Genomic DNA, 21,355 nt, shown 5'->3' with positions numbered 1-21,355 from the left:
ATCCTGATGTAAGCCTTCCTAAACTTGAGCTAATTGCTGCTCCATCGAGACGTTTTATGAAAGCTGATTTCACTGAAGAAGAAATGCGCCGAGCTTTGTTCGGTACGGCTAAGCCCGAAGAGGTTCTTGCACCTCCAGCACCGGAACCTGTGGCAGAAGTCGTCATCACCAAGCCGATAGCTGTATCTGCAGCCAAGAAGAAGCCGGCGAAACCGTTCACGCCTAGGCTCAGGGTCACGCTTCGGGTTGGAAACGAATTCGAGGGGACGATGCACGAGCTGATCCATGAGGCCGACACGCTGAGTTCGTTGCTTGCTGAGCAAGATGCTGTGAGGGCTGCCAGGCAGAAGTACAGGTACGTGGAAGTGGTATCGGTTAAATCGATGTAACAAACGCGGCTGGGCTAATGAGGTAGCTGTCGATGTGCCTATACAGAACGTGAGGCCTCTGCAGGGCTACGGTGTCGCGTCTGCTCAATCATCGACATCAGAGGCCAAGGAAAGCGGCTGAATCAGATGCGAGCCCTGATTCCGAACATTTCCGACATCCTTACCAACCTTGTACCAATGAAAATCTGTAGCGGGCCTGCATTGCTCCATCGCTAGTTCACGAGCTCGCTCAGGTGAGGTATCCGGGTCGATCCATTCACGCGCATGCTCCGGCGATAAGACTAAGGGCTTGCGGTCGTGGATATCGACCATGCCTTCATCACTCGCGGCGGTAATGATGACAAAGCCGTCGCGATCATCCGGCTCCATACCTTCGCGCACCTCGGCCAGCCCTGCGAAGAACATCGGAATTTGCTCTTTCAGAGTAATGAAATACGGCTGCTTTTTCTTCGGATCTTCTTCGTCCTTTACCCATTCGAACCAGCCATTCGCCGGAGCAAGCACGCGTCCGTTTGGCCAGAGCTGATTGAAAAACTTACCGGTGATGACGGTCTCGACTCTGGCGTTTATCGGGTCGGGACGCTTACCCTTCGCCCAGAAGGGCGACCATCCCCATTTGACCTTGTCGACACTCAACCCCTCTCCCCCTGGCCGAATGATCTCTACCCGCGTCGCCGGCGCGACGTTGTATCGCTCAATGGGCCAAAGGTCATAGCCATTGATCACTAGCTGCTTTGGCGCAAGCTCCTTGAGGTAGTGATCCATCGATTCGTAGATCGAGTAGCGTCCGCACATGCTGTCACCCGTCGAATTGTCGTGCTTATGAGATTGACCGCAAGCGAACCAAATCGTTAACTGTATACATATACAGTTTCCACTCTAAGGTTTGCATCATGAGCATCACCATTCTGGGCCCGCTGGCTACCGGCGGCGAGAAGCTGCCTCTGTACTCATTCAAGGTGCCTGCAGGCTTCCCTTCGCCCGCTGCTGATCACATCGAAAAGCACATTTCTCTAGATGAGCTCTTCGATATACGAGCTCCCCACGTCTACCTCGTGAGGATTGATGGCGACAGCATGCAGGGCGCGGGGATCTATTCGGGGGATATGGTGGTGGTTGATCGAAGCATAGATCCGATCAGTGGGGACATCGTCATAGCTGCCCTTAACTCTGAGCCATTGCTCAAGCGTCTGCATTTGCGCGACAACGCAGTAATACTTCTGTCGGAAAATCCCAAGTATCCGGCAAGGCACGTGATGGAAGGCGACGAACTCATGATTTGGGGTGTAGTGAAATACAGCGTCCGCGATCATGACAACACCTGAACCTGTCTTCGCCCTGATTGACTGCAACTCGTTTTACGCAAGCTGCGAGCGAGTCTTTAGACCCGACCTCGCTAAGACACCTATCGTGGTGCTGTCCAACAACGACGGCTGTGTGATTGCGCGTAGCTACGATGCAAAGCCTTTCGTGAAAATGGGTCAGCCGTACTTCCAGATCAAAGACCATCTCCGCCGGCATGGTGTTGTAGCGTTCAGCAGTAACTACGCGCTATACGGCGACATGAGCGAGCGCGTCATGACTATCATCGAATCGATGGTGCCAGCGCTTGAGGTCTACAGCATTGACGAAGCGTTTGCCGATCTGACTGGCATACAGGGTGATTTATCTGACTTTGGCCGAAGAATGCGATCCGTGCTTTTCAAGCGCACGGGCATCCCAGTCAGCGTAGGCATCGCTCACACCAAGACCTTGGCCAAGCTGGCGAACCATACAGCAAAGCGGTTATTGGATATTACCGGTGGTGTAGTGGATCTCTGTGATCCGTTCAAACGGGACTGGACGTTGCGCAATACGGATGTCGGCGAGGTCTGGGGCATCGGCAGACGCATGAAGGCTCACCTGGAAACGATGGGCATCAAGACCGCGATGGACTTGGCAAAAGCCGACCCCTGGGTGCTTCGCCAGAAATTCAGCGTGGTGATCGAAAAGACGGCTCGCGAACTCGCCGGCACTTCATGTCTCGAACTGGGCGAAGCTGACCCGCCGAAGCAGGAGATTTGCTGTAGCAGGATGTTCGGCACGCGGCTCACCGAGATTGAGTCCATCAAGGAAGCTGTCGCTACCTACACACAACGCGCGGCGGAAAAGCTCCGAGCACAAAACTCGCTATGCAAGAAAATCCGCGTGAGCGTTAGAACCGGCATGTTCAATCCCCAGGAAGCGAAATATGCGAATGGCGCCCTGGTGGAATTGCCGCACCCAACCAACGACGTGCGGCTCATGACCAAGGCAGCAACCGAAGCGGTTAACCGTTTGTTCCGACCTGGCTTCAAATACAGCAAAGCCGAAGTATTGCTGATGGATCTGCGACAGCCTGGCGAATTCACCGATGACCTGTTCGCACAATCTCAGCCGGTAATGGCGGATAAGGTGATGGGCGTGCTGGACGAGATTAATGGCCGCTGGGGAAAGGGAGTGTTGCGTTTAGCCAGCGTGCCTGTCGCCCCTGGTTGGGCAATGCGTCGGGAGCTGATGAGTCAGAGCTATACGACGAAGCTTGATCAGTTGTGGACGGTGAAAGCCCGCTAGCGAGGACGCGTTCGGCATCTGCAGCTTAAAAAATGCGCCTCCTATGCCGACTACTTACGCCCAAAAGCGGCCATTCCTTTAGTCTTCGCGCAGCAGTTCTTCCAAGTCGGCGGAAAGCGGCATCACAGACAAGGCATTGACTCGTGCTCTCCCCGTATTGCCTGCTGGCACCCAAACTCTGGAAAACAACAATGCCGCAATGATACGCGGAAGCTGACCCACCACCTCTCGCCAGTCCTTTGTCAGTACCCCCATTTTCAGCATGAGCCAGTGAGATTTCGCATGAGCCAGTGGCATACGCTGAGTAAGGATGTGCGCCCGCTCCAACCAGCGGTAGGCAGCCTGAATGTCACTAGCCCGTACAGCGAGCCCAGCCTCATTAAAGGCTTTGATTATGGCGCTACGCAAAGTCTCTTTCATGCCGACCTCGCAACTCTATCTCTTCAGCAGTCGGAGGCCATTGAGAACCACCAGCAAGCTGACCCCAACGTCGGCAAATACAGCCATCCACATGGTGGCCAATCCCATCAAGGTGAACACCAGAAATACGGCCTTAATGCCAAGGGCGAACACGATATTTTGTTTGAGGATCAACGCGGTCTGCCGTGACAGACGTACAAAGGCCGGGATCTTGCGCAAGTCATCATCCATCAGCGCAACGTCAGCCGTTTCGATGGCGGTTCCGGTACCAGCGGCAGCCATGGCGAAACCGATCTGTGACTTCGCCAGTGCCGGTGCATCGTTTATTCCATCACCGACCATCCCCACCACGTGGTTGCGGCTTTGCAGCTCACCAATGGCCGCCAGCTTGTCGGCAGGCAGCAGGTTTCCTCGCGGCTCATCAATTCCAACACGCTGGGCGATGGCTTCAGCCGTGTGTGCATTGTCACCTGTCAGCATCATGGTCTTGATGCCCAGCCCGTGCAGTTCCTTGATTGCGAGCTGGCTTGAATCCTTTACGGTATCGGCGACGGCAAACAGTGCAAATACCTGCGTAGAACTGGTCAACGCCACGACCGTTTTACCTTGACGCTCCATTCGACTCAGAGACTCGTTCAGCTGTGGTGTACCCAGCCCCAGCTCTCCGATCAAACGGTGGTTTCCAAGATAATAAAGCTGTCCGTTGATCGAGCCCTTTACCCCACGACCGGGAATAGCCTCAAAGCTCTCTACCTGTTTGAGCGTGGAGGCTCCCAGCCCCTCATGCCTGGCGATTGCCTGCGAGACCGGGTGATCCGAACGAGCCCCCAGACTGGCGGCAAGCAATTGTGGCGCCACATCTGAAGTCTCGGTCAGGGGCAGGTAGTCGGTCTGAACCGGCTTGCCGTGGGTGATGGTTCCGGTTTTATCCAGCGCGACAAAGCTCAGCTTGGCGCCAATCTCCAGGTAGACACCACCCTTGACTAGAATGCCTTTTCGAGCCGCTGCCGCCAGCCCGCTAACGATGGATACGGGCGTGGAAATGACCAGTGCGCAGGGGCAGGCAACAACCAGCAGCACCAAAGCGCGATAAATCCAGTCCGTCCATACCCCAGCCATGAACAAGGGCGGCAACACCGCAACGGCCAAGGCGAAGAAGAACACCCCTGGCGTATAAACCTTGGCGAACTTATCGACGAATCGCTGGGTGGGTGCCCGCGAGCTTTGAGCCTCTTCCACGGCGTGGATGATTCGGGCAAGCGTCGTGTTATTGGCCTCAGCGGTTACACGGTATTCGAAGGAGCCCGACTCATTGATGGAGCCGGCATACACCGGATCATCAATGGACTTTTCGATAGGCAGGCTCTCACCGGTGATGGGGGCCTGGTTGACGGTAGATGAACCTGAGGCTACATCACCATCCAGGCCGATACGCTCACCAGGACGCACCCTAACCAGCGCTCCGACCCTGACCGTCTTCACATCGACTTCCAGCCAGGAGCCGTCGGATTGGCGGACAGTCGCGCGTTCGGGGGTCAGATCCAGCATCCCTTTGATGGCGTTACGTGCACGATCCAGCGACTTCGCCTCGACCATCTCCGCGATGGTGAACAGCACCATGACCATCGCCGCTTCTGGCCACTGACCGATCAATACAGCGCCAGTCACTGCAATACTCATCAAGGCATTGATGTTCAGATTCAGGTGTTTAAGTGCAATCCAGCCTTTTTTATAGGTCGTAGGGCCACAGAGGGCGATGGCAAACAAGGCTACGACAGCAACCACCCACTCCGGGGCCGATTGGGTGAAATGCAATACTTCCGCGCCTGCCGCCGCAATACCAGACAGCGCCAACGGCCACCAACTACTTTTATGATCGGGTTTAGCTTGCGACTCTGTTTTCGCCGCATTGGCGTCAGGCGCCTTGTTCTCAGCCGTCAATGGCTCCGCGTTCATACCCAGCGACAGCACCGCTGCTTCGATGCCCAAGGTATCCGGTAACTCGTGCCACACACCCATTGTGCGGTTCATCATGTTGAATTCGAGTTTTTGTATTCCACTCATTCGAGCAAGCTTGCCCTCGATCATGGTCTGCTCGGAGGGGCAGCACATCTGTCCGATGCGGAAGCTGCTGAAGCGAGCCCCGCTGCTGGAACCCGTTTGGAGAACTTCTGGCGCTAAAGCCTTCGGCTCTGATGGTGCACAGGACACTTCGGTAAAAAGATCGTTGTCGAGCGCAGCGGCAGGTTTGCTTGGTTCGGCCAGCGTATACAGGGTGGACGGCGCAGTTGGAGCAGTGCCGCATGATCTGCCGCCGTCCGAAGCAGGCGCGCAGCAACCGGCGTCTTTTGCCCTGGACGGTTCTAGATTCGCGCCTGAGGACTTCGGGGCACAACAACTGTCAGCGGGCTGAGCTTTCGCTGCACCTGGATCGCAGGGCGTTGCAGCAGGGGCACAACAATCCGAGCCTGCGGACGGATCAAACACTTCGACGATGGTCTGTGTTTCAGGTGCTTGTTTGTCACCGCAACAGCTTTTCATGAGGACACTCCCAGCAGATATGGCGAAGAGTTAAAACCCTATAGCCACTATAGAGTCAAGCGAATCTGAAGATCGTTGACCCGTATTCAACAAACCAATCTCGTTTAGCGCGACTGGTTGATCTCGCTCCAGATCAAGTCATAAAGTGGCTGAGCGCCGAAGTTGGTCAGCGGTTTACCGTTGACGAAGAAGGTCGGGGTGCCGCTTACGCCTACCTTTTTCGCATCGGCAGCGTCTCGTTCAATGGTCGCGGTGATATCAGCAGACATCATGTCCTCGCGAGCTTTGGTCACGTCCAGGCCCGCCTGGCCCGCTGCGTCCCAAGCCGCCATAGCCTTAGCGTCGTCATGCCATTGCGGTTGAGCCTCGAGCACAGCTTCAAGTACCGGCACAAAAACGCCCTGTTTGCGCGCAGTTTCCAGGATGCGGATGGCCTCTTCAGAGCCCACGTGAAGACGAACATAACGCAGCACCAAGCGAACATCGCCTGGGTGCTGGGACATCATTTTTTTCACGATGGGATAGAAGGCGCGGCAACTCTCACACGACGGATCGAAGAACTCGACAATAGTGACCGGTGCCTTGGCAGGGCCAAAGCTTGGCGAATTGAAACGCACCAGTGCGCTGCTTTCCTGCACCGGTGCAGTCGCTTGGGGTACCGAGGAGGCACGATCATAAAAAAATGCAGCGACCGCAAAGCCGATAACGGCTAGGACACTGATGGCAAGGATGAGTGTGCGTCGGCTCATTGGGTGAATCTCCGGCGGATAAGAACAAGAAGAATGATCAGGAGGCTGAAAACACCTACCGATAACAAGGGCAGCGGCACGCTACCGAGAATGGTCATGTCGGCACCAGAGCAGGATGGGCCGGCACCGCAAGGTTTGATGCTTTCGGGGACTAACCCGAAATAAAGCAGGTTGTGATACAGGGCGATCAACCACCCCATCACGGCCAAAGGCAATGCGTAACGCCAGACGCTTATGTCCGACACACAGCAAGCGACACCCAGCACCAGTACCAGGGGAAACATGAAAGCGCGCTGAAACCAGCAAAGTACACAGGGCTCCTGCCCCATGACTTCGCCAACGAACAGCACGGTAATGGTGGAAACGAGTGCAATCAGCCAGGCACAAAGTAGTAATGCCCAGCCCTGGGGTTGTGGAGGTGAGGTTTGCATCGGGTTAAATCCTTTTCTTATAGACGAGGCGCACGCACGAATGGATTTGCTAATTGACTGATGTGAGTAGAATGAAGGTTCTAGCGACTATAAGGTCAAGCGAAATGAATGCGGCCACTTACACAGTCGGTGCCTTGGCGAAAGCGACCGATACCAAAGCGGTAACCATCCGTTATTACGAACAATTGGGCCTGCTACCCTCTGCCGGTAGATCGCCGTCGGGCTATCGCTATTACACAGATGGCGAGCGTGACCGCCTGTTATTCATTCGCCGTAGTCGCTCGCTAGGATTTAGCCTCGACGACATTCGTGAACTACTAGGTTTTGCTGATCGGCGAGATGCATCTTGCGCCGGGGTAGACGCAAAGGTCGAAGGACAACTGGAGCAGGTGCGAATGCGTATTCGCGATTTGCAAGGTCTTGAGACGGAGTTGCAGCGACTCAATCGTTGCTGCCAGGGTGGTGTGATCGAGCAATGCCGCATTATTGAATCGCTGTCGAAGCGTGATTGATAAGCTCTAGGACAGCCGCTAAGAGCTAAAAGTGGTAGCTCGTTAGTTGTTATAGACGAAACTGGCAGAGTGCTTCGAGATGCTGATGGCTTTTGGCCTCGATGCCAGCTAGATTTGGAGCTTTCTACGATCAAGGACGGATATGAAAAAGCTCATCGCAATCATGGGGATGTGTGTCGCACTCGGCGGTTGCGCTACGTCGCACTACACGGCAGGGCGGGACTTTCCTTCGGCCAGTGTAGCGAGCATCACCAAAGGCAAAACCACGACTACTGAGTTGAAGTCGCTATTCGGTGAGCCTTACGCCAAAAGCGCAGTCAGCGAAACTGACGAGAAGTGGATCTACACCTACACCAACGGCTCAGCCCATGCCCAAAGCTACGTGGTCACCATGAAGGTGACGACTACTGGCACTCAGAAAACGCTCGACGTCTTGATCCGTAATGACGTGGTCATCAACTACACGTTCAGCGAAGGCCCTGCGCCAGGCACAACTACCGCCACGAACTGAGATTGCCCCTTTGCACTGGGCGATCTACCGCGCTCAGCCAGTTGTTGATGGAGTACGGCCATGGACAGAACGTATGCCTTCGTGGATGAGTCCGGGAATTCCGACCTAGATACGTCGAAAGCTGGAAGCTCGGACTTCTTCATCGTGTGCTCCATTCTAGTGGCAGAGAAAGACCTGGAGGCTGCTTATGCCCAAGCTGAAGCGCTCCGCAAGCGGCATTTTCAAACAGGCGAGATCAAATCTAGCAATCTCAAACCCAAGGATTCAGATCGCCGCGCCCGGATCCTAAACGAGCTAGCCGAGCTGCCATTCAAGCTCTATTTCACCGTCGTTGATAAGTCCCGAATTCACAAAGACGGCGGCCTCCGTATCAAGACCTCGTTCATAAAATACCTGAACGGGTTGCTTTATGAACGCTTGTTCCGCGCATGCCCTGACCTCCAGATGGTCGTAGACGAGCATGGTGGCCAGGAATTTCAAGAGAGCCTCAAAAGCTACGTTGCAGAACGATTCGTGGACGACCTATTTGGCGATAAAGATGCCTTCCAGACGATGGCCAGTAAGGACAACGTTTTGGTTCAGGTTGCAGATTTCTTCGCTGGTTCAGTCGCTCAGATCTACGAAGAGAAAGCTTCGGAAGAAGCAGTTCTTGCCTACAAGAAAATCCTCCGCAGCCTGACGCTTGGAATGCTTGAGTGGCCATCCAAGTACCAGTCTCTTCTGCCGCCGCCGGCGTATGAACCTGGATATGCAGACTACCAGGTACACCAAGAAGCTCTCCGCCAGGCTGATCGTTTTAGCGAGCGCGTTGGTAAGCACCCCAATGAAGATGAGCGACTGCAGCTGAGCATCTTGCGGTTCTTGAGATTCCAAAGCGAACTCGTCACCAAAGACTACGTGCCAACCGCAGAAATAGTCGGCCACCTAAAAGATAGCGGCTTCGGAGATATCAACGACCAGAGGATCCGCTCCAGCGGCATCGCCAAGCTTCGCGATTCGGACGTGATCATCACAAGCGCGGCCAAAGGCTACAAAATTCCTCAGACACGGGCTGACATCAACGAGTTTCTGGAAAGGGCGTCAGGCATAGTCGTCCCTCTGCTGGAACGTGTCAAAAAGGCTCGAGAGGTGTATCGGCTGAGTAGTCGAGGAGAATATGACATCGTGACTGCAGCCAACCTGACTGAGCTTGCTAAGCTGCTCACTGCGCTCGAGGCGTTTGCAGATGACTGAACTCAGTCATGGCAACGAACCTCAGCAGGCTGCATTGATCCAGAATGAAATCCTAGAGATCTTGAAAGAGGCCAAGGTGCTCGCGCGTAGATTCTATCGCCTGACCGGCAAGCCGCTGGGCGTGATCGGCGAGGTGGCAGAGTACGAAGCTGCTTTGAAACTCGGTCTACTACTCCATCCTGCAAGGCAGGCCGGTTACGACGCTACAGAGACGCTGGAAGATGGCATCGCGAGAATCCAGATCAAGGGCCGCTGTATCTTGAACCCGCTAAAGATTACGGGCCGCATGGGCGCAATTGATCTACGGCAACCCTTCGATAGTGTGCTTTTGGTGCTGCTTGACTCAGAGTTCAACGCATTTGCAATGTACGAAGCGAGCCGTGCCAAGGTAGAGGCAGCGCTGACCTTGCCAGGGTCGAAATCCAGAAATGAACGGGGAGCGCTGGCGATTAGGCAATTCATGTCGATAGCTGCGTTGCGCTGGGCTCGTCATGAGCCTAGCGACTAAGAGTATTAACCGCCGTCTGGACGCCGAGTGCTGCGGATATGTCCCGTGTGACGAGCCAGGTTAATGTCCCTAATACGGCACGTTAATCACCATTTTTAGGCTTAATGACCCTATATGGGCACATTAAGCGGAGCGACGGAATGCAGCCTACGATGAGAGGAAGGCTTCACGTCCTCACCAGCTGCGACCTGCGCCATGACTGCTCAGCTGGCATCTCACCGAAAGCATTGTGCGCCAGCAAGCAACCGTTAGTGACTGTAAGACTAGCTTCCGAACCAGCCACTAGAGGGTTCGGCATATGACTTTACGAGTGAAAGCAAGCGGAGCACGCAGGCCGCTAGGCCGTAGACGTGAGGATGGAAGCCCGCCAGGGTCAAGACTCGTAGGGGCTTGGTGCACGACAGCCGTCCCAGGAGGGGCACGCAATGAACTGTCGGTCGCCGACCTAACCTCCAAAGCCGCATTCACTAATAGTCCTCGACGGCTAATCAGAAACGCAGAATCACAAATCCTTCTTCTCTTCCGTCAACTCAACGTCACCCAATGCCCCCAGGTGAATTCGTCGACAAGGTAGCTCTACAAGGAGACCTTGATCAACTAGCATCCGAGGAACCTCCCAAAGCAATTTGGTGATATCCCAAGTTTCCGTAACAGCAGATACGGTCTCGGCAACGAATGCGCCAAGGTCGAAATCTTGGGTCGCTACAAACGGCCCATCCCGGCTGTAGGTCTCAAAGACGCCGGAAGCAATGGAGACGACCTCGCCTTTCTTCAGGAGCATGAAGCCACCTTGATCCCAAAGTCACAACAGTAGGCCGAGACATTCCCTCCCTCCCGATGAAATATCACTGCAAGATCCGAGGGGTCGGATGGTACTGCCCATTAGTGGTACGCAAAAAATCACGCAAGCTGGCGCGGCCATTTTGGCGCTGAAAAGTTGCTAATACATAACGGCTATTCTCCGTCGTCATAACCCAGAATCTGCCTTCGCGCTCAACTTTCAATACGTCAGAAGTGCGGATCAAATGGCCGTCTCCGAACCGCCCGTACTGGTCTTTCCGCTTGTGGCCAAACACCACACCGATGCCTGCGCGCGCCCTTATGGATACACCACATAGGTACGCGGTAACCGGTAAGTCGAAGCCCTGCTCTCGCGCTTTTATGATTCGCAAGAGGTCGAAATCTGTATGGCGCTTTCCGTGGAAATTTACATCTATCGTGTCGAGCATATCTGCGCTCCAGTAGGGGCTGTATGGTGTGAACAAGAATTCGCCACGGAACCTGGCGCGCTGGTATCGTGGGGAATTACTGGTAAATTTCAGGCTGATCGAATCATGCTTGAGAGAAAGACGGGCCTCAGGTTGGCCAGCCCTTCAATCTTGAAGTCTCGCTGGTGTGAGGTGTGATACACCGCCCCCTTAGCCACTTCCAACAAGCAAACCTCAGAACCAGACCTGTCCTCACCTACGGTTACTCTGGTTAACCGCTCCATCTGCCAACCTCCGGACTTATTCATCCAAGATGGCGTCACAGCCATAATCTCGGTGATAGCTAAGTCCGCACCTTGGCTTACCAACATTTTCTGAAGCTGGTGGGTGTCGTCAATCATCACCGCGCACTCGCTGGGCCGACCCTCGTTTTCGACGCTAAGGGTCAAGTGATACCAAGGTGTTCGGAGCAGCCTTGAGACTCCGCGCCAATGGGACACGCCCTCCCCGAACATTCCTGGGACGCCAATCAGGTCGTTGTCTAAGGTTCTGAACATGTGTCGCCTCAAGCTGCTGGAGCACTTCAGTTGCCCAGCAGAACCGGTGGGTAATCAGAAAAGGGAAAATATCGCTTCGATAGAAGCAGACTTACGATGGCCTGGCCCGAGCAAGACGTAGACCGTGTTGCGTGTTTCGAATAGGTAGCCTTCCTTGAAAGCGGTGCCCATGCTTGAGCGCACCCAATGGCCTGGCTCGAAACGCCTCTGCTCGTCGTCCACAACTTTGTGGGCAAACATGAACATTGGCTGGCAGCCTGCGGCAGCTACTTTGGCTCGCTCGGTGTCGGTGACTATGGCGTCGAGGATTGTCCATTCTTCTACGGCGCAGAGGGGCATCCAGTTGTAGCGCTTTCTGGCTGCATACATCGCTGCCTCGAGACCGTGCTCAGAACCCATCAGGCTGACTCCGAGATCGCCCAACAGACCGTCTTCGATGATCCCATCCACGGCCCAACCCCTCTCTGTCAATATTCAATAATTAGCGGCTGAGGCGTAATACCGCCACAACGACAAATATATCTGTTTGTGTGGCGGTAGGCAAATACGACATACCGTCTCTTTTTATTGGGATAGTGAAATGTCGCTGCGGAAATCTTATGCAGCAGTAGTTCAACTGCTTCGCACTCGGAAAGGCTTGTCTCAAGCAAAACTCGCGGGCTCGTTAACACAAGCCCACGTGAGCGAGCTAGAGCTCGGTAGAAGCTCAGCGACCATCGAAATGAGTGCCCGACTTGCCTCAGCGCTGAAAGTAGAGCCAATAACTCTGCTGGCACTCGCTGCTGCCTCCCATGAGAAGTGCACAGTGCGGGAAGCTCTCCTGGCTGCGCTGGCTGAGGCTGAATCCCTAGGGCTAGCGGACACTCCTCTGCCAACCGAACCACAAGTTATGGCTCCGTCTAGAATGTTGGAAGCCAAGAGAAAATGGTTGGCCGTGCAAGAGCTGAAGGCGAAAGGGCTCAGTCAGAGTGAGGCAGCGAAACATCTAGGGGTGCCTGAATCGACGTTGCGTCGGTTGTGGCATCAGACGCTTAAAGATTAAGGCTGGTGCGGCGAATGCATCAACTGGGGCAATTAGCTAACTGAGAATCTTGCATTGGGGATCAGCAGCCCAACCAGGCTGGTGCCAAAATTCACGCTTTCAGGCGGCAGGAGCGAGGTAGATCTGAAAGGGCCAGCAAGGTCTGGATTTGCCCAGGGAAGCAGCTTTCCGAAAACCGCAGCGTTCCCCTATCAACAGTGAGATGTTGCCGACCCTGTCCATTTTTATGGAAAAAGATGGACAGATGCGATTGTCTGTAAGTGTTTGTTTTTTAATATTTTCGATTGTCCATTTTAGGGCCCTCTCACGGGTGTCAATTTTCGACAAGACCATCGTCTCGATCCCGACCTGGCGCCTGATGTCCGAGTCGTTCAAGAACTGGCGCGGCATGCAGCAGTCCGGCGGGCGGCGGATCAAGCGCAGCCTGTTCATCGACGCCAGCGGCGTGCGCTTCCTCCACGACGAGGAGGAACAGCGCCTGACCCAGGTGCACCTGCTGACCGACTACATCGGCCGCAAGCAGGCCGAACTCAAGGCCTGGAACGAAGCCCAGGGCAACGTCGCGGCGATGTCGGCCAACCGCCGGCGGATGACCAACCTGGGTACCTTTCGTGCCTATGCCCTGGCCTATCTGAAAAGCCACCCCGAGATCCAGCCGAACATGACCTGCATGGTCCGGCAGTTGCAGACCACCGCCCAAGGCATCCCGCTGGAAATCTACTGCTTCACTGGGACCACCGTGTGGGCCGACTACGAACGCATCCAGGGGGATATTTTCGACTACCTGCTGGCGGTGATGCCGGAGTTTGGATTGAACCTGTACCAGCAGCCCAGCGGCACGGATTTGCGCTCAGGATTGCTGCCGGCGGTGCTGGGGGCGAGCCACCTGCCGGAGACGGAGAAGCAGGTGGTCTGAACCACCACGATATTCAGGGCGAAGGCTGAGGTCGGCGAACCCCCAACCGACTGATCCACACTGCCGCCAGTATCACCGACCCGCCCAGTAGCAACCGCCCCAACGCCTCGTGCTGGTTCCAGATCAACAGGTTCACCAGCAGCCCCACCGGCACGTGCAGGTTGTTCATCACTGCCAGCGTGCCGCCGTTGACCAGGCAAGCGCCTTTGTTCCACCAGTACAAACCGAGCGCGGTGGAAACCAGCCCGAGGAATACCAGTACGCCCCACTGCAACGGCGCTTCAGGCCAGAAATCCGCCTTGCCGAACAGCAGGAACGCCGGCAACGCAACCATCAGCGCGCCCAGGTAGAAATAGCCGAAACGTCGGTAGTGCGGCAGGTCACTCGGATGCCGCGCTACCAAGTGCTTGTACAACACCTGCCCCGCCGCATAGGTGAAGTTGGCCAGTTGCAGCAGCAAGAACCCCATGAAGAAATCCGGGTTGATCCGGTCGTAGCGAATCACCGCCGCGCCGGCCACGGCCACCAGCGCCGCGATCAACGCCCAGGGATTGAAGCGGCGGTTGAGGGCATCTTCGATCAAGGTCACGTGGAGCGGCGTGAGAATGGTGAACAACAATACCTCTGGGACCGTCAGCACTCGGAAACTCAGGTACAGGCAAACGTAAGTCACGCCGAACTGCAAGGCGCCGATCAACAGCATGCCGCGCATGAACGACGGTTCCACCTGGCGCCAGCGCGTCAACGGAATGAACACCAGCCCCGCCAGCACGACCCGCACCAGCACCGCGAAATAACTGTCGACGTGGCCGGCCAGGTATTCGCCGATCAGGCTGAAGGAAAACGCCTGGATCAATGTCACAAAAAGTAGATAGCCCATACCGCCCTCGTTTCGAATGGCGGCGAAGATAACGGTTTTGAACAGTGGGAGCCATGAGATCGCAGGCAAAAAAAAGCCCGATCTCGCTTAAGCGTTCAATCGGGCTGATGCACTCAGGGAGCAATAAGTGCAAAGGGAGGTTCGATGCGCAAAACAGTTTGAAGGGAAGCGCCGAGTCACTAGACCACTTGGCGATTACCCGAGGATTAACGGATCAGGCGACCTGGGACAGCTTGGCGTTGGCCTGATTCAAGCCCTTCTCCTGGAAGTCACCGCCCAGGTTCAAGCCTTCGGCATGGATGAACGTGACGTCGTGGATGCCGATGAAGCCCATCACCTGGCGCAGGTACGGTTCCTGGTGGTCGGTGCTGCCGCCTGCATGGATGCCGCCGCGGGCGGTCAGGACGAAGGCGCGCTTGCCGGTCAATAAACCCTGGGGACCGGTGGGGGTGTACTTGAACGTCACGCCGGCACGCAATACGTGGTCCAGCCAGGCTTTCAAGGTGCTGGGAATCGCGAAGTTGTACATCGGCGCGGCCATCACCAGTACGTCGGCGGCCAGCAGTTCGTCGGTCAGTTGGTTGGAGCGCTCCAGCGAAGCGTTCTCGATGTCGTTGCGCTGCTCGGCCGGTTTCATCCAGCCACCCAGCAAGTTGGCGTCCAGGTGCGGCACCGGATTGACGGCCAGGTCACGAACGCTGATCCCATCGGCCGGGTGTGCGGCTTTCCACTGGTTGATGAAGGTCTGGGTCAGTTGGCGGGAAATCGAATCTTGCTGGCGGGCACTGCTTTCGATGATCAGGACGCGGGACATGGCTTTGTAGGCTCCATCTGAGAATGTTGTCAGTCGATGGAGAGAAGGTTAAGCGCGATCATATCGATGAAAAAGCGCAAATAATTGCTGCAATGCATCGATATTTTCGTTTATAAGCGGAGCACGCCTAGCGACGCTGCCCGCCGTTGGCTACTTCGGCTTACAGGTCAGCTCGATGCGCAGCTTGATGATGTTGCGGTTGAACTTGGCGGTGGCGTTCTTGAATTTGCCGGCGGCGACTTCGATCTTGCGGGTGCGCGGCGCTTCGGGGCCGTTGCGGAAAACCACGGCGCAAGCCGCGTCCGTGTTGCCGTAGTTGTTGACTTGGATCGAGCCAATATCGGCATCGGTGTCGTAGGCGGTGTAGTCGATGCTCAGGCCGTTGAGGTGTTTTTCCACATCGATCGGGTAGGCGAACGCGGTCAATGGCAACAGGGCCAGCAACGCACAACAGATTTTCTTCATTCGGCAGTCTCCACCAAGGGACCGCCAGCTTAGGACAAGAGGAGCTCAATATGAAAGCGCCCCGCGTGACCCTTGATCAGTGGCGAACGTTGCAGGCGGTGGTGGACCACGGTGGTTTCGCCCAGGCTGCCGAAGTGCTGCACCGCTCCCAATCCTCGGTGAGCTACACCGTCGCGCGCATGCAGGATCAGCTCGGCGTACCGTTGCTGCGCATCGACGGGCGCAAGGCCGTGCTGACCGAAGCCGGTGGCGTACTGTTGCGCCGCTCCCGGCAATTGGTGAAACAGGCCAGCCAATTGGAAGACCTGGCCCACCACATGGAGCAAGGCTGGGAAGCCGAAGTCCGGCTGGTAGTCGACGCGGCCTACCCCAACGCCCGCCTCGTGCGCGCCCTGACGGCGTTCATGCCACAAAGCCGTGGCTGCCGGGTGCGGCTGCGCGAGGAAGTGTTGTCGGGGGTCGAAGAAGTGCTGCTCGAAGGCGTGGCCGACCTGGCCATCAGCGGTTTCAGCATTCCCGGATACCTGGGCGCGGAACTGAGCGATGTGGAGTTCATCGCGGTGGCCCATCCCGAACATGCCTTGCACCGCCTCAATCGCGAGCTGAACTTCCAGGACCTGGAAAGCCAGTTGCAAGTAGTCATCCGCGACTCCGGCCGCCAGCAACCCCGAGATGTCGGCTGGCTCGGTGCCGAACAGCGCTGGACCGTCGGCAGCCTGGCTACCGCCGCGAGTTTTGTCGGCAGCGGGTTGGGATTCGCCTGGCTGCCCCGCCACATGATCGAGCGAGAACTCAAGGAAGGCTTGCTCAAGCGTCTACCCTTGGAACAGGGAGGCAGCCGCAATTCGACCTTCTATCTGTTCTCAAACAAGGAAAAACCCCTGGGCCCGGCCACACAAATCCTCATCGAACTGCTGCGCACCTTTGACACCGCGCCGCTGGATGCGCCGTTCGCCGCCCCAGAACAAGCCTGACAAGGAATTCGCGATGGCCTATTTCGAGCACGAAGGTTGCAACCTGCATTACGAGGAGTACGGCCACGGCGCGCCCCTGGTGCTGGTCCACGGGCTGGGTTCAAGCACGCGGGACTGGGAAAAACAGATCCCGGTGTTGTCCGCCCGCTATCGCCTGATCGTGCCCGATGTGCGCGGCCACGGTCGCTCCGACAAGCCCCGCGAGCGCTACAGCATCGAAGGCTTCAGCGCCGACCTGTGCGCCCTGATCGACCACCTCGACCTAGGCCCGGTGCACTTGGTGGGCTGGTCCATGGGCGGCATGATTGGTTTCCAGCTGGCGGTGGATGAACCCGCGCGGGTCAAGAGCCTGTGCATCGTCAACAGCGCCCCTGAAGTCAAGGTCCGCACGCCCGACGACTGCTGGCAATGGTTCAAGCGCTGGAGCCTGATGCGTCTTCTCAGCCTGGAAACCATCGGCAAGGCCCTCGGTGCGAAGTTGTTCCCCAAGCCCGAACAAACCGAGCTGCGCCTGGAAATGGCCCGGCGTTGGGCAGAGAACGACAAACGTGCCTATCTCGCCAGTTTCGACGCCATTGTCGGTTGGGGCGTGCAGGAACGACTCTCCCAGGTTGCCTGTCCAACCCTCATTATCTGCGCCGACCACGACTACACCCCGGTGGCGCTGAAAGAGGCTTATGTGAAACTGTTGCCTGACGCACGACTGGCGGTCATCGCCGATTCACGGCACGCTACACCGCTGGATCAACCCGAACGCTTCAACCAGACCCTGCTCGAATTCTTGACCGCTATCGATTCCACTACCCAGGATCATTGAACCCATGCTGAAAAAAATCGCCCTCGCCGCCGGCTCCGTCCTGTTTGCCGCCAACCTGATGGCCGCGCAACCAGCCAAGGCGCCACACGTCTTGCTGGATACCACCAACGGCCAGATCGAAATCGAACTGGACCCGGTCAAGGCGCCCATCAGTACCAAGAATTTCCTTGAGTACGTTGACAGCGGCTTCTACAACAACACGATTTTCCACCGCGTGATCCCAGGCTTCATGGCCCAGGGCGGCGGCTTTACCCAGCAGATGCAACAGAAAGACACCAAGGCGCCGATCAAGAACGAAGCCAGCAACGGCTTGCACAACGTTCGCGGCACCTTGTCGATGGCTCGCACTTCCAACCCGGATTCGGCCACCAGCCAGTTTTTCATCAACGTGGCTGACAACGCTTTCCTCGATCCGGGCCGCGACGCCGGCTACGCGGTGTTCGCCAAAGTGGTCAAGGGCATGGACGTGGTGGACGTCATCGTCAACTCCCAGACCACTACCAAGTCAGGCATGCAAAACGTGCCGATCGATCCTGTGATCATCAAGTCGGCCAAGCGCATCGACTAAACGCACAGGGCAAGCCTGAGCGGCGCCGGCAACCCCGCGCCGCTCACAGCAAAGAAGGAGAGCCCTCGCCCGGGCTATGTACCCCATGGTTTACCGCCGTTTTGAAAAACTGATCGACATCTTCCGCGACGCGCCGACCTCGGCCCCGCCGAACCGCGTCCTGCCCTTCTATACCTATTACCTGAAACAGGTCTGGCCCAGCTTCGCCGCGCTGCTGCTGGTGGGCCTGATCGGCGCGCTGATAGAAGTCGCGCTGTTCAGCTACCTGAGTCGCATCATCGACCTGACCCAGGCCACGCCCAGCGCAGACTTCTTCAAGCTCCACGGCGTGGAGCTGGCTTGGATGGCCGTGGTGGCGCTGGTGTTCCGGCCGATCTTCGTGGCCCTGCATGACCTCTTGGTGCACCAGACCCTGAGCCCCAGCATGACCAGCCTGATCCGCTGGCAAAACCACAGCTACGTGCTCAAGCAGAGCCTGAACTTCTTCCAGAACGACTTCGCCGGGCGCATCGCCCAGCGCATCATGCAGACCGGTAACTCGCTACGCGACTCGGCGGTGCAGGCGGTGGATGCGTTGTGGCACGTGCTGATCTATGCCATCAGCTCCCTGGTGCTGTTCGCCGAAGCCGATTGGCGCCTGATGATCCCGCTGCTGATGTGGATCGCCAGCTACATCGGCGCGCTCTGCTATTTCGTGCCACGGGTTAAGGAACGCTCCGTGGTCTCCTCCGATGCCCGCTCCAAGCTCATGGGGCGGATTGTCGATGGCTATACCAATATCACCACTCTGAAGCTGTTCGCCCACACCAACTTCGAACAGCAATACGCGCGCGAAGCCATCGAAGAGCAAACTGAAAAGGCTCAGCTGGCCGGCCGTGTGGTGACCAGCATGGACGTCGTCATCACCAGCATGAACGGGCTGCTGATCGTCGGCACCACCGCCCTGGCGCTGTGGCTGTGGACGCAATCGTTGATCAGCGTCGGTGCCATTGCGCTGGCCACCGGCCTGGTGATCCGCATCGTCAATATGTCCGGCTGGATCATGTGGGTGGTCACCGGCATCTTCGAAAACATCGGCATGGTCCAGGATGGCTTGCAGACCATCTCCCAACCCGTCAGCGTCACCGACCGCGAGCAGGCCAAGCCGCTGGCCGTGGCCCAGGGCGAGGTACGTTTCGAGCACGTCGATTTCCACTATGGCAAGAAAAGCGGCGTCATCGGCGACCTGAACCTGGTCATCAAGCCTGGCGAGAAAATCGGCCTGATCGGCCCGTCCGGCGCGGGCAAGTCGACACTGGTGAACCTGCTGCTGCGTCTTTACGACGTACAAGGCGGGCGCATCCTCATCGACGGCCAGGATATCGCTCATGTCGGCCAGGAAAGCCTGCGCGAGCGCATCGGCATGATCACCCAGGACACGTCGCTGCTGCACCGTTCGATTCGCGATAACCTGCTTTACGGCAAGCCCGACGCGACCGACGTACAACTGTGGGAAGCGGTGCACAAGGCCCGTGCCGATCAGTTCATCCCGCTGCTATCGGACGCCGAAGGCCGCAGCGGTTTCGACGCTCATGTGGGTGAACGCGGCGTCAAACTCTCCGGCGGCCAGCGCCAACGCATTGCCATCGCCCGGGTACTGCTCAAGGACGCGCCGATCCTGATCATGGACGAAGCGACTTCCGCGCTGGACTCGGAAGTCGAGGCGGCGATCCAGGAAAGCCTCGAGACGCTGATGCAAGGCAAGACCGTGATCGCCATCGCTCACCGCCTCTCGACCATCGCCCGGATGGATCGCCTGGTGGTGCTGGAAAACGGCCGCATCGCCGAGACCGGCAGCCATGCCGAACTGCTGGCCCATGGTGGGTTGTATGCGCGGCTTTGGCAGCACCAGACGGGTGGATTCGTGGGGATCGACTGACCGGGCCAGGTGATGAAGAACCCGTGGCGAGGGAGCTTGCTCCCGCTGGGGTGCGAAGCGCCCCCAAAAATCTAGGCTCCAACACAATAAATGGGTTGGACACCAGCCTTATTGGGGCTGCTGCGCAGCCCAGCGGGAGCAAGCTCCCTCGCCACAAGGTTTTGTAGTGACCATTAGCAACCTCAGCACTGCCGATAAGGCAGTGCTGCTTTCGCCTCTTCGGCATACGCCAGCACGCCCTCGTGCTCGCGCGCGAGAAAATCCGCCACCGCCGCTTTCAGCCCCGGATGGCGCAAGTAGTGCCACGAGCGGGTAATCACCGGCTCGAACCCGCGAATCAATTTGTGCTCGCCCTGGGCCCCGGCGTCAAAGCGCTGCAGACCGTTGGCGATCGCATAGTCCATGCCTTGGTAGAAACAGGTTTCGAAGTGCAGGCGATCAAACTCCGCCAGGCATCCCCAGTACCGCCCATAAAAGCTGTCGCCCCCCACCAGGCTGAACGCCATCGCCACCGGCCGTGAACCTTGCTTGGCCAGCACCACGCGAATGGCCTCGGGCATGCGCTCGGCCAACAGGCTGAAAAACGCCCGGGTCAGGTACGGCGCCTGCCGTCGCACCGCGTAGGTATTGGCGTAACAGGCGTAGACAAAATCCCACTGCGCCTCGTCCAGTTTGTGGCCTTCAAGCCACTCGAATTCGATGCCCTGCCCCGCCACTTGCTCACGTTCCTTGCGCATCTGCTTGCGCTTGCGGGAACTGAGCGCATCGAGAAAATCCTGGAAGTCCCGGTAACCGCGATTCTGCCAGTGGTATTGGCAGCCGATCCGCTGCAGCCAACCGTCCTGACCGGCCAGCGCCGCATCGGTAAAGGCATCGGTGAAGTTGATGTGAGCGCTGGAAAGCCCTTCGATTTCCAGGTAACCCGGCAGGCTGCCGAGCAATTCCAAGCCATCCTCCACACACGCCGCCAACAACCGCGGACCGCTGACCGGGCTGAACGGCACCGCCGTCAACAGCTTGGGATAATACTCGATGCCGGCCCGGGCGCAGGCATCGGCCCAGCCGTGATCGAACACATACTCACCGTAGGAATGCCATTTGCGATAACTGGGCAAGGCCGCCAGCAGCCGTCCGTCTTTCATGTGCAACAGGTGCTCGGGCTGCCAGCCGGAATGCGCGCCCAGGCTGGCGCTGTCTTCGAGGGCGCTTAGAAAGGCGTGGCGCAGGAAAGGTTGATTGGCGGGCACCAGCGCGTCCCACTCATGTGGCGCGATGGCGGACAGACTGTCCAGGACGTGAAGCGGCATGCA

Annotated in this window: 24 protein-coding genes and 1 pseudogene; 13 read left to right on the top strand and 12 right to left on the bottom strand. The window is 57.3% G+C overall.

The genetic code is table 11. The annotated features are described in order from the left end of the window. The first annotated feature begins 56 nt into the window (after positions 1–56). On the top strand, positions 57–389 hold the full coding sequence (locus tag J3P95_RS07655; RefSeq protein WP_434581271.1) for a hypothetical protein: 333 nt from the start codon (positions 57–59) through the stop codon (positions 387–389). An 84-nt stretch (positions 390–473) separates the two neighbouring features. Here J3P95_RS07655 and J3P95_RS07650 read toward each other — a convergent pair whose 3' ends face one another. Next, complete coding sequence (locus tag J3P95_RS07650; protein WP_434577999.1) at positions 474–1,184, bottom strand: SOS response-associated peptidase family protein; 711 nt, start codon at positions 1,182–1,184, stop codon at positions 474–476. A gap of 98 nt (positions 1,185–1,282) precedes the next feature. Between J3P95_RS07650 and J3P95_RS07645 the strand changes: the two genes are divergently transcribed. Both J3P95_RS07645 and umuC read left to right on the top strand, forming a co-directional pair. Beyond that, on the top strand, positions 1,283–1,714 hold the full coding sequence (locus tag J3P95_RS07645) for a LexA family protein (protein ID WP_434578001.1): 432 nt from the start codon (positions 1,283–1,285) through the stop codon (positions 1,712–1,714). Then, complete coding sequence (umuC, locus tag J3P95_RS07640; protein ID WP_434578003.1) at positions 1,701–2,981, top strand: translesion error-prone DNA polymerase V subunit UmuC; 1,281 nt, start codon at positions 1,701–1,703, stop codon at positions 2,979–2,981. The genes J3P95_RS07645 and umuC overlap by 14 nt, the downstream gene beginning before the upstream one ends. A gap of 78 nt (positions 2,982–3,059) precedes the next feature. Here the strand turns inward: umuC and J3P95_RS07635 are convergent, their stop codons facing one another. From J3P95_RS07635 to J3P95_RS07620, 4 genes are all read right to left on the bottom strand, one after another. Beyond that, on the bottom strand, positions 3,060–3,401 hold the full coding sequence (locus tag J3P95_RS07635; RefSeq protein WP_434578005.1) for a DUF3703 domain-containing protein: 342 nt from the start codon (positions 3,399–3,401) through the stop codon (positions 3,060–3,062). A 15-nt stretch (positions 3,402–3,416) separates the two neighbouring features. After that, positions 3,417–5,513: a heavy metal translocating P-type ATPase gene (locus tag J3P95_RS07630; protein WP_434626652.1), complete on the bottom strand. Its 2,097-nt coding sequence runs from the start codon at positions 5,511–5,513 to the stop codon at positions 3,417–3,419. Between the two features lie 533 nt (positions 5,514–6,046). Continuing rightward, positions 6,047–6,691, bottom strand: coding sequence for a DsbA family protein (locus J3P95_RS07625; RefSeq protein WP_434578007.1), 645 nt, complete (start codon positions 6,689–6,691; stop codon positions 6,047–6,049). Then, on the bottom strand, positions 6,688–7,122 hold the full coding sequence (locus J3P95_RS07620) for a disulfide bond formation protein B (protein ID WP_434578009.1): 435 nt from the start codon (positions 7,120–7,122) through the stop codon (positions 6,688–6,690). Before J3P95_RS07620 ends, J3P95_RS07625 begins: the two co-directional genes overlap by 4 nt. A gap of 104 nt (positions 7,123–7,226) precedes the next feature. Between J3P95_RS07620 and J3P95_RS07615 the strand changes: the two genes are divergently transcribed. The 4 genes from J3P95_RS07615 to J3P95_RS07600 all read left to right on the top strand — a co-directional run bounded on the left by J3P95_RS07615 (position 7,227) and on the right by J3P95_RS07600 (position 9,886). Beyond that, complete coding sequence (locus tag J3P95_RS07615; protein WP_434578011.1) at positions 7,227–7,634, top strand: MerR family transcriptional regulator; 408 nt, start codon at positions 7,227–7,229, stop codon at positions 7,632–7,634. A 142-nt stretch (positions 7,635–7,776) separates the two neighbouring features. Next, positions 7,777–8,145, top strand: coding sequence for a hypothetical protein (locus J3P95_RS07610; RefSeq protein WP_434626442.1), 369 nt, complete (start codon positions 7,777–7,779; stop codon positions 8,143–8,145). 60 nt (positions 8,146–8,205) lie between these two features. Then, positions 8,206–9,378: a DUF3800 domain-containing protein gene (locus J3P95_RS07605; RefSeq protein ID WP_434578015.1), complete on the top strand. Its 1,173-nt coding sequence runs from the start codon at positions 8,206–8,208 to the stop codon at positions 9,376–9,378. Beyond that, positions 9,371–9,886: a hypothetical protein gene (locus J3P95_RS07600; RefSeq protein WP_434578017.1), complete on the top strand. Its 516-nt coding sequence runs from the start codon at positions 9,371–9,373 to the stop codon at positions 9,884–9,886. Before J3P95_RS07605 ends, J3P95_RS07600 begins: the two co-directional genes overlap by 8 nt. A 502-nt stretch (positions 9,887–10,388) precedes the next feature. Here J3P95_RS07600 and J3P95_RS07595 read toward each other — a convergent pair. The 3 genes from J3P95_RS07595 to J3P95_RS07585 form a co-directional block, all read right to left on the bottom strand. Next, the gene (locus J3P95_RS07595) at positions 10,389–10,667 is read right to left on the bottom strand and encodes a hypothetical protein (protein WP_434578019.1); all 279 of its coding nucleotides are present in this window, start codon (positions 10,665–10,667) and stop codon (positions 10,389–10,391) included. Positions 10,668–10,731: 64 nt separating this feature from the next. Further along, on the bottom strand, positions 10,732–11,115 hold the full coding sequence (locus tag J3P95_RS07590) for a hypothetical protein (protein ID WP_434578020.1): 384 nt from the start codon (positions 11,113–11,115) through the stop codon (positions 10,732–10,734). A 590-nt stretch (positions 11,116–11,705) separates the two neighbouring features. Then, positions 11,706–12,101 (bottom strand): DUF6957 family protein, encoded by a 396-nt coding sequence (locus J3P95_RS07585; RefSeq protein ID WP_434578023.1) that lies wholly within the window; start codon positions 12,099–12,101, stop codon positions 11,706–11,708. Positions 12,102–12,231: 130 nt separating this feature from the next. Here J3P95_RS07585 and J3P95_RS07580 point away from each other — a divergent pair, with 130 nt between their 5' ends. Continuing rightward, positions 12,232–12,693 carry a helix-turn-helix domain-containing protein gene (locus tag J3P95_RS07580; protein WP_434578025.1) on the top strand — a complete coding sequence of 154 codons (462 nt, stop codon included), beginning with the start codon at positions 12,232–12,234 and terminating at the stop codon, positions 12,691–12,693. Positions 12,694–13,000: 307 nt separating this feature from the next. Then, positions 13,001–13,609: pseudogene (locus J3P95_RS07575) on the top strand (mechanosensitive ion channel family protein); the annotation flags it as partial. Between the two features lie 13 nt (positions 13,610–13,622). On the opposite strand, the gene J3P95_RS07570 reads toward J3P95_RS07575, so the two are convergent. The 3 genes from J3P95_RS07570 to J3P95_RS07560 form a co-directional block, all read right to left on the bottom strand. Continuing rightward, on the bottom strand, positions 13,623–14,489 hold the full coding sequence (locus tag J3P95_RS07570) for a carboxylate/amino acid/amine transporter (protein ID WP_186636111.1): 867 nt from the start codon (positions 14,487–14,489) through the stop codon (positions 13,623–13,625). Between the two features lie 214 nt (positions 14,490–14,703). Beyond that, a complete protein-coding gene (locus tag J3P95_RS07565; RefSeq protein ID WP_434578027.1) occupies positions 14,704–15,303 on the bottom strand; it encodes an FMN-dependent NADH-azoreductase in 600 nt (199 codons plus the stop codon). A gap of 150 nt (positions 15,304–15,453) precedes the next feature. After that, positions 15,454–15,768 carry a 3-phosphoglycerate kinase gene (locus J3P95_RS07560; RefSeq protein ID WP_186636105.1) on the bottom strand — a complete coding sequence of 105 codons (315 nt, stop codon included), beginning with the start codon at positions 15,766–15,768 and terminating at the stop codon, positions 15,454–15,456. 50 nt (positions 15,769–15,818) lie between these two features. Between J3P95_RS07560 and J3P95_RS07555 the strand changes: the two genes are divergently transcribed. From J3P95_RS07555 to J3P95_RS07540, 4 genes are all read left to right on the top strand, one after another. Further along, complete coding sequence (locus J3P95_RS07555) at positions 15,819–16,742, top strand: LysR family transcriptional regulator (RefSeq protein ID WP_109755825.1); 924 nt, start codon at positions 15,819–15,821, stop codon at positions 16,740–16,742. A 13-nt stretch (positions 16,743–16,755) separates the two neighbouring features. Next, positions 16,756–17,559, top strand: coding sequence for an alpha/beta fold hydrolase (locus tag J3P95_RS07550; RefSeq protein WP_434578030.1), 804 nt, complete (start codon positions 16,756–16,758; stop codon positions 17,557–17,559). 4 nt (positions 17,560–17,563) lie between these two features. Beyond that, positions 17,564–18,127, top strand: coding sequence for a peptidylprolyl isomerase (locus J3P95_RS07545; RefSeq protein WP_186636099.1), 564 nt, complete (start codon positions 17,564–17,566; stop codon positions 18,125–18,127). Positions 18,128–18,212: 85 nt separating this feature from the next. Beyond that, the gene (locus tag J3P95_RS07540) at positions 18,213–20,045 is read left to right on the top strand and encodes an ABC transporter ATP-binding protein (RefSeq protein WP_434578032.1); all 1,833 of its coding nucleotides are present in this window, start codon (positions 18,213–18,215) and stop codon (positions 20,043–20,045) included. A gap of 182 nt (positions 20,046–20,227) precedes the next feature. Here the strand turns inward: J3P95_RS07540 and J3P95_RS07535 are convergent, their stop codons facing one another. After that, the gene (locus J3P95_RS07535) at positions 20,228–21,352 is read right to left on the bottom strand and encodes a GNAT family N-acetyltransferase (protein ID WP_434578034.1); all 1,125 of its coding nucleotides are present in this window, start codon (positions 21,350–21,352) and stop codon (positions 20,228–20,230) included. Positions 21,353–21,355 lie beyond the last annotated feature (3 nt).

Origin of the sequence: Pseudomonas sp. Z5-35 (genome assembly GCF_051131945.1) — a bacterium.
Taxonomy (GTDB): Bacteria; Pseudomonadota; Gammaproteobacteria; order Pseudomonadales; family Pseudomonadaceae; genus Aquipseudomonas; species Aquipseudomonas marvdashtae.
Note: the sequence above shows the minus strand (reverse complement) of the source record. Positions and strands in the feature narration are given on the sequence as shown.

Coding starts and splice junctions, on each gene's coding strand:
- J3P95_RS07655 (WP_434581271.1), top strand. CDS start 57: ATGAAAGCTGATTTCACTGAAGAAGAAATGCGCCGAGCTTTGTTCGGT.
- J3P95_RS07650 (WP_434577999.1), bottom strand. CDS start 1,184: ATGTGCGGACGCTACTCGATCTACGAATCGATGGATCACTACCTCAAG.
- J3P95_RS07645 (WP_434578001.1), top strand. CDS start 1,283: ATGAGCATCACCATTCTGGGCCCGCTGGCTACCGGCGGCGAGAAGCTG.
- umuC (WP_434578003.1), top strand. CDS start 1,701: ATGACAACACCTGAACCTGTCTTCGCCCTGATTGACTGCAACTCGTTT.
- J3P95_RS07635 (WP_434578005.1), bottom strand. CDS start 3,401: ATGAAAGAGACTTTGCGTAGCGCCATAATCAAAGCCTTTAATGAGGCT.
- J3P95_RS07630 (WP_434626652.1), bottom strand. CDS start 5,513: ATGTGCTGCCCCTCCGAGCAGACCATGATCGAGGGCAAGCTTGCTCGA.
- J3P95_RS07625 (WP_434578007.1), bottom strand. CDS start 6,691: ATGAGCCGACGCACACTCATCCTTGCCATCAGTGTCCTAGCCGTTATC.
- J3P95_RS07620 (WP_434578009.1), bottom strand. CDS start 7,122: ATGCAAACCTCACCTCCACAACCCCAGGGCTGGGCATTACTACTTTGT.
- J3P95_RS07615 (WP_434578011.1), top strand. CDS start 7,227: ATGAATGCGGCCACTTACACAGTCGGTGCCTTGGCGAAAGCGACCGAT.
- J3P95_RS07610 (WP_434626442.1), top strand. CDS start 7,777: ATGAAAAAGCTCATCGCAATCATGGGGATGTGTGTCGCACTCGGCGGT.
- J3P95_RS07605 (WP_434578015.1), top strand. CDS start 8,206: ATGGACAGAACGTATGCCTTCGTGGATGAGTCCGGGAATTCCGACCTA.
- J3P95_RS07600 (WP_434578017.1), top strand. CDS start 9,371: ATGACTGAACTCAGTCATGGCAACGAACCTCAGCAGGCTGCATTGATC.
- J3P95_RS07595 (WP_434578019.1), bottom strand. CDS start 10,667: ATGCTCCTGAAGAAAGGCGAGGTCGTCTCCATTGCTTCCGGCGTCTTT.
- J3P95_RS07590 (WP_434578020.1), bottom strand. CDS start 11,115: ATGCTCGACACGATAGATGTAAATTTCCACGGAAAGCGCCATACAGAT.
- J3P95_RS07580 (WP_434578025.1), top strand. CDS start 12,232: ATGTCGCTGCGGAAATCTTATGCAGCAGTAGTTCAACTGCTTCGCACT.
- J3P95_RS07570 (WP_186636111.1), bottom strand. CDS start 14,489: ATGGGCTATCTACTTTTTGTGACATTGATCCAGGCGTTTTCCTTCAGC.
- J3P95_RS07565 (WP_434578027.1), bottom strand. CDS start 15,303: ATGTCCCGCGTCCTGATCATCGAAAGCAGTGCCCGCCAGCAAGATTCG.
- J3P95_RS07560 (WP_186636105.1), bottom strand. CDS start 15,768: ATGAAGAAAATCTGTTGTGCGTTGCTGGCCCTGTTGCCATTGACCGCG.
- J3P95_RS07555 (WP_109755825.1), top strand. CDS start 15,819: ATGAAAGCGCCCCGCGTGACCCTTGATCAGTGGCGAACGTTGCAGGCG.
- J3P95_RS07550 (WP_434578030.1), top strand. CDS start 16,756: ATGGCCTATTTCGAGCACGAAGGTTGCAACCTGCATTACGAGGAGTAC.
- J3P95_RS07545 (WP_186636099.1), top strand. CDS start 17,564: ATGCTGAAAAAAATCGCCCTCGCCGCCGGCTCCGTCCTGTTTGCCGCC.
- J3P95_RS07540 (WP_434578032.1), top strand. CDS start 18,213: ATGGTTTACCGCCGTTTTGAAAAACTGATCGACATCTTCCGCGACGCG.
- J3P95_RS07535 (WP_434578034.1), bottom strand. CDS start 21,352: ATGCCGCTTCACGTCCTGGACAGTCTGTCCGCCATCGCGCCACATGAG.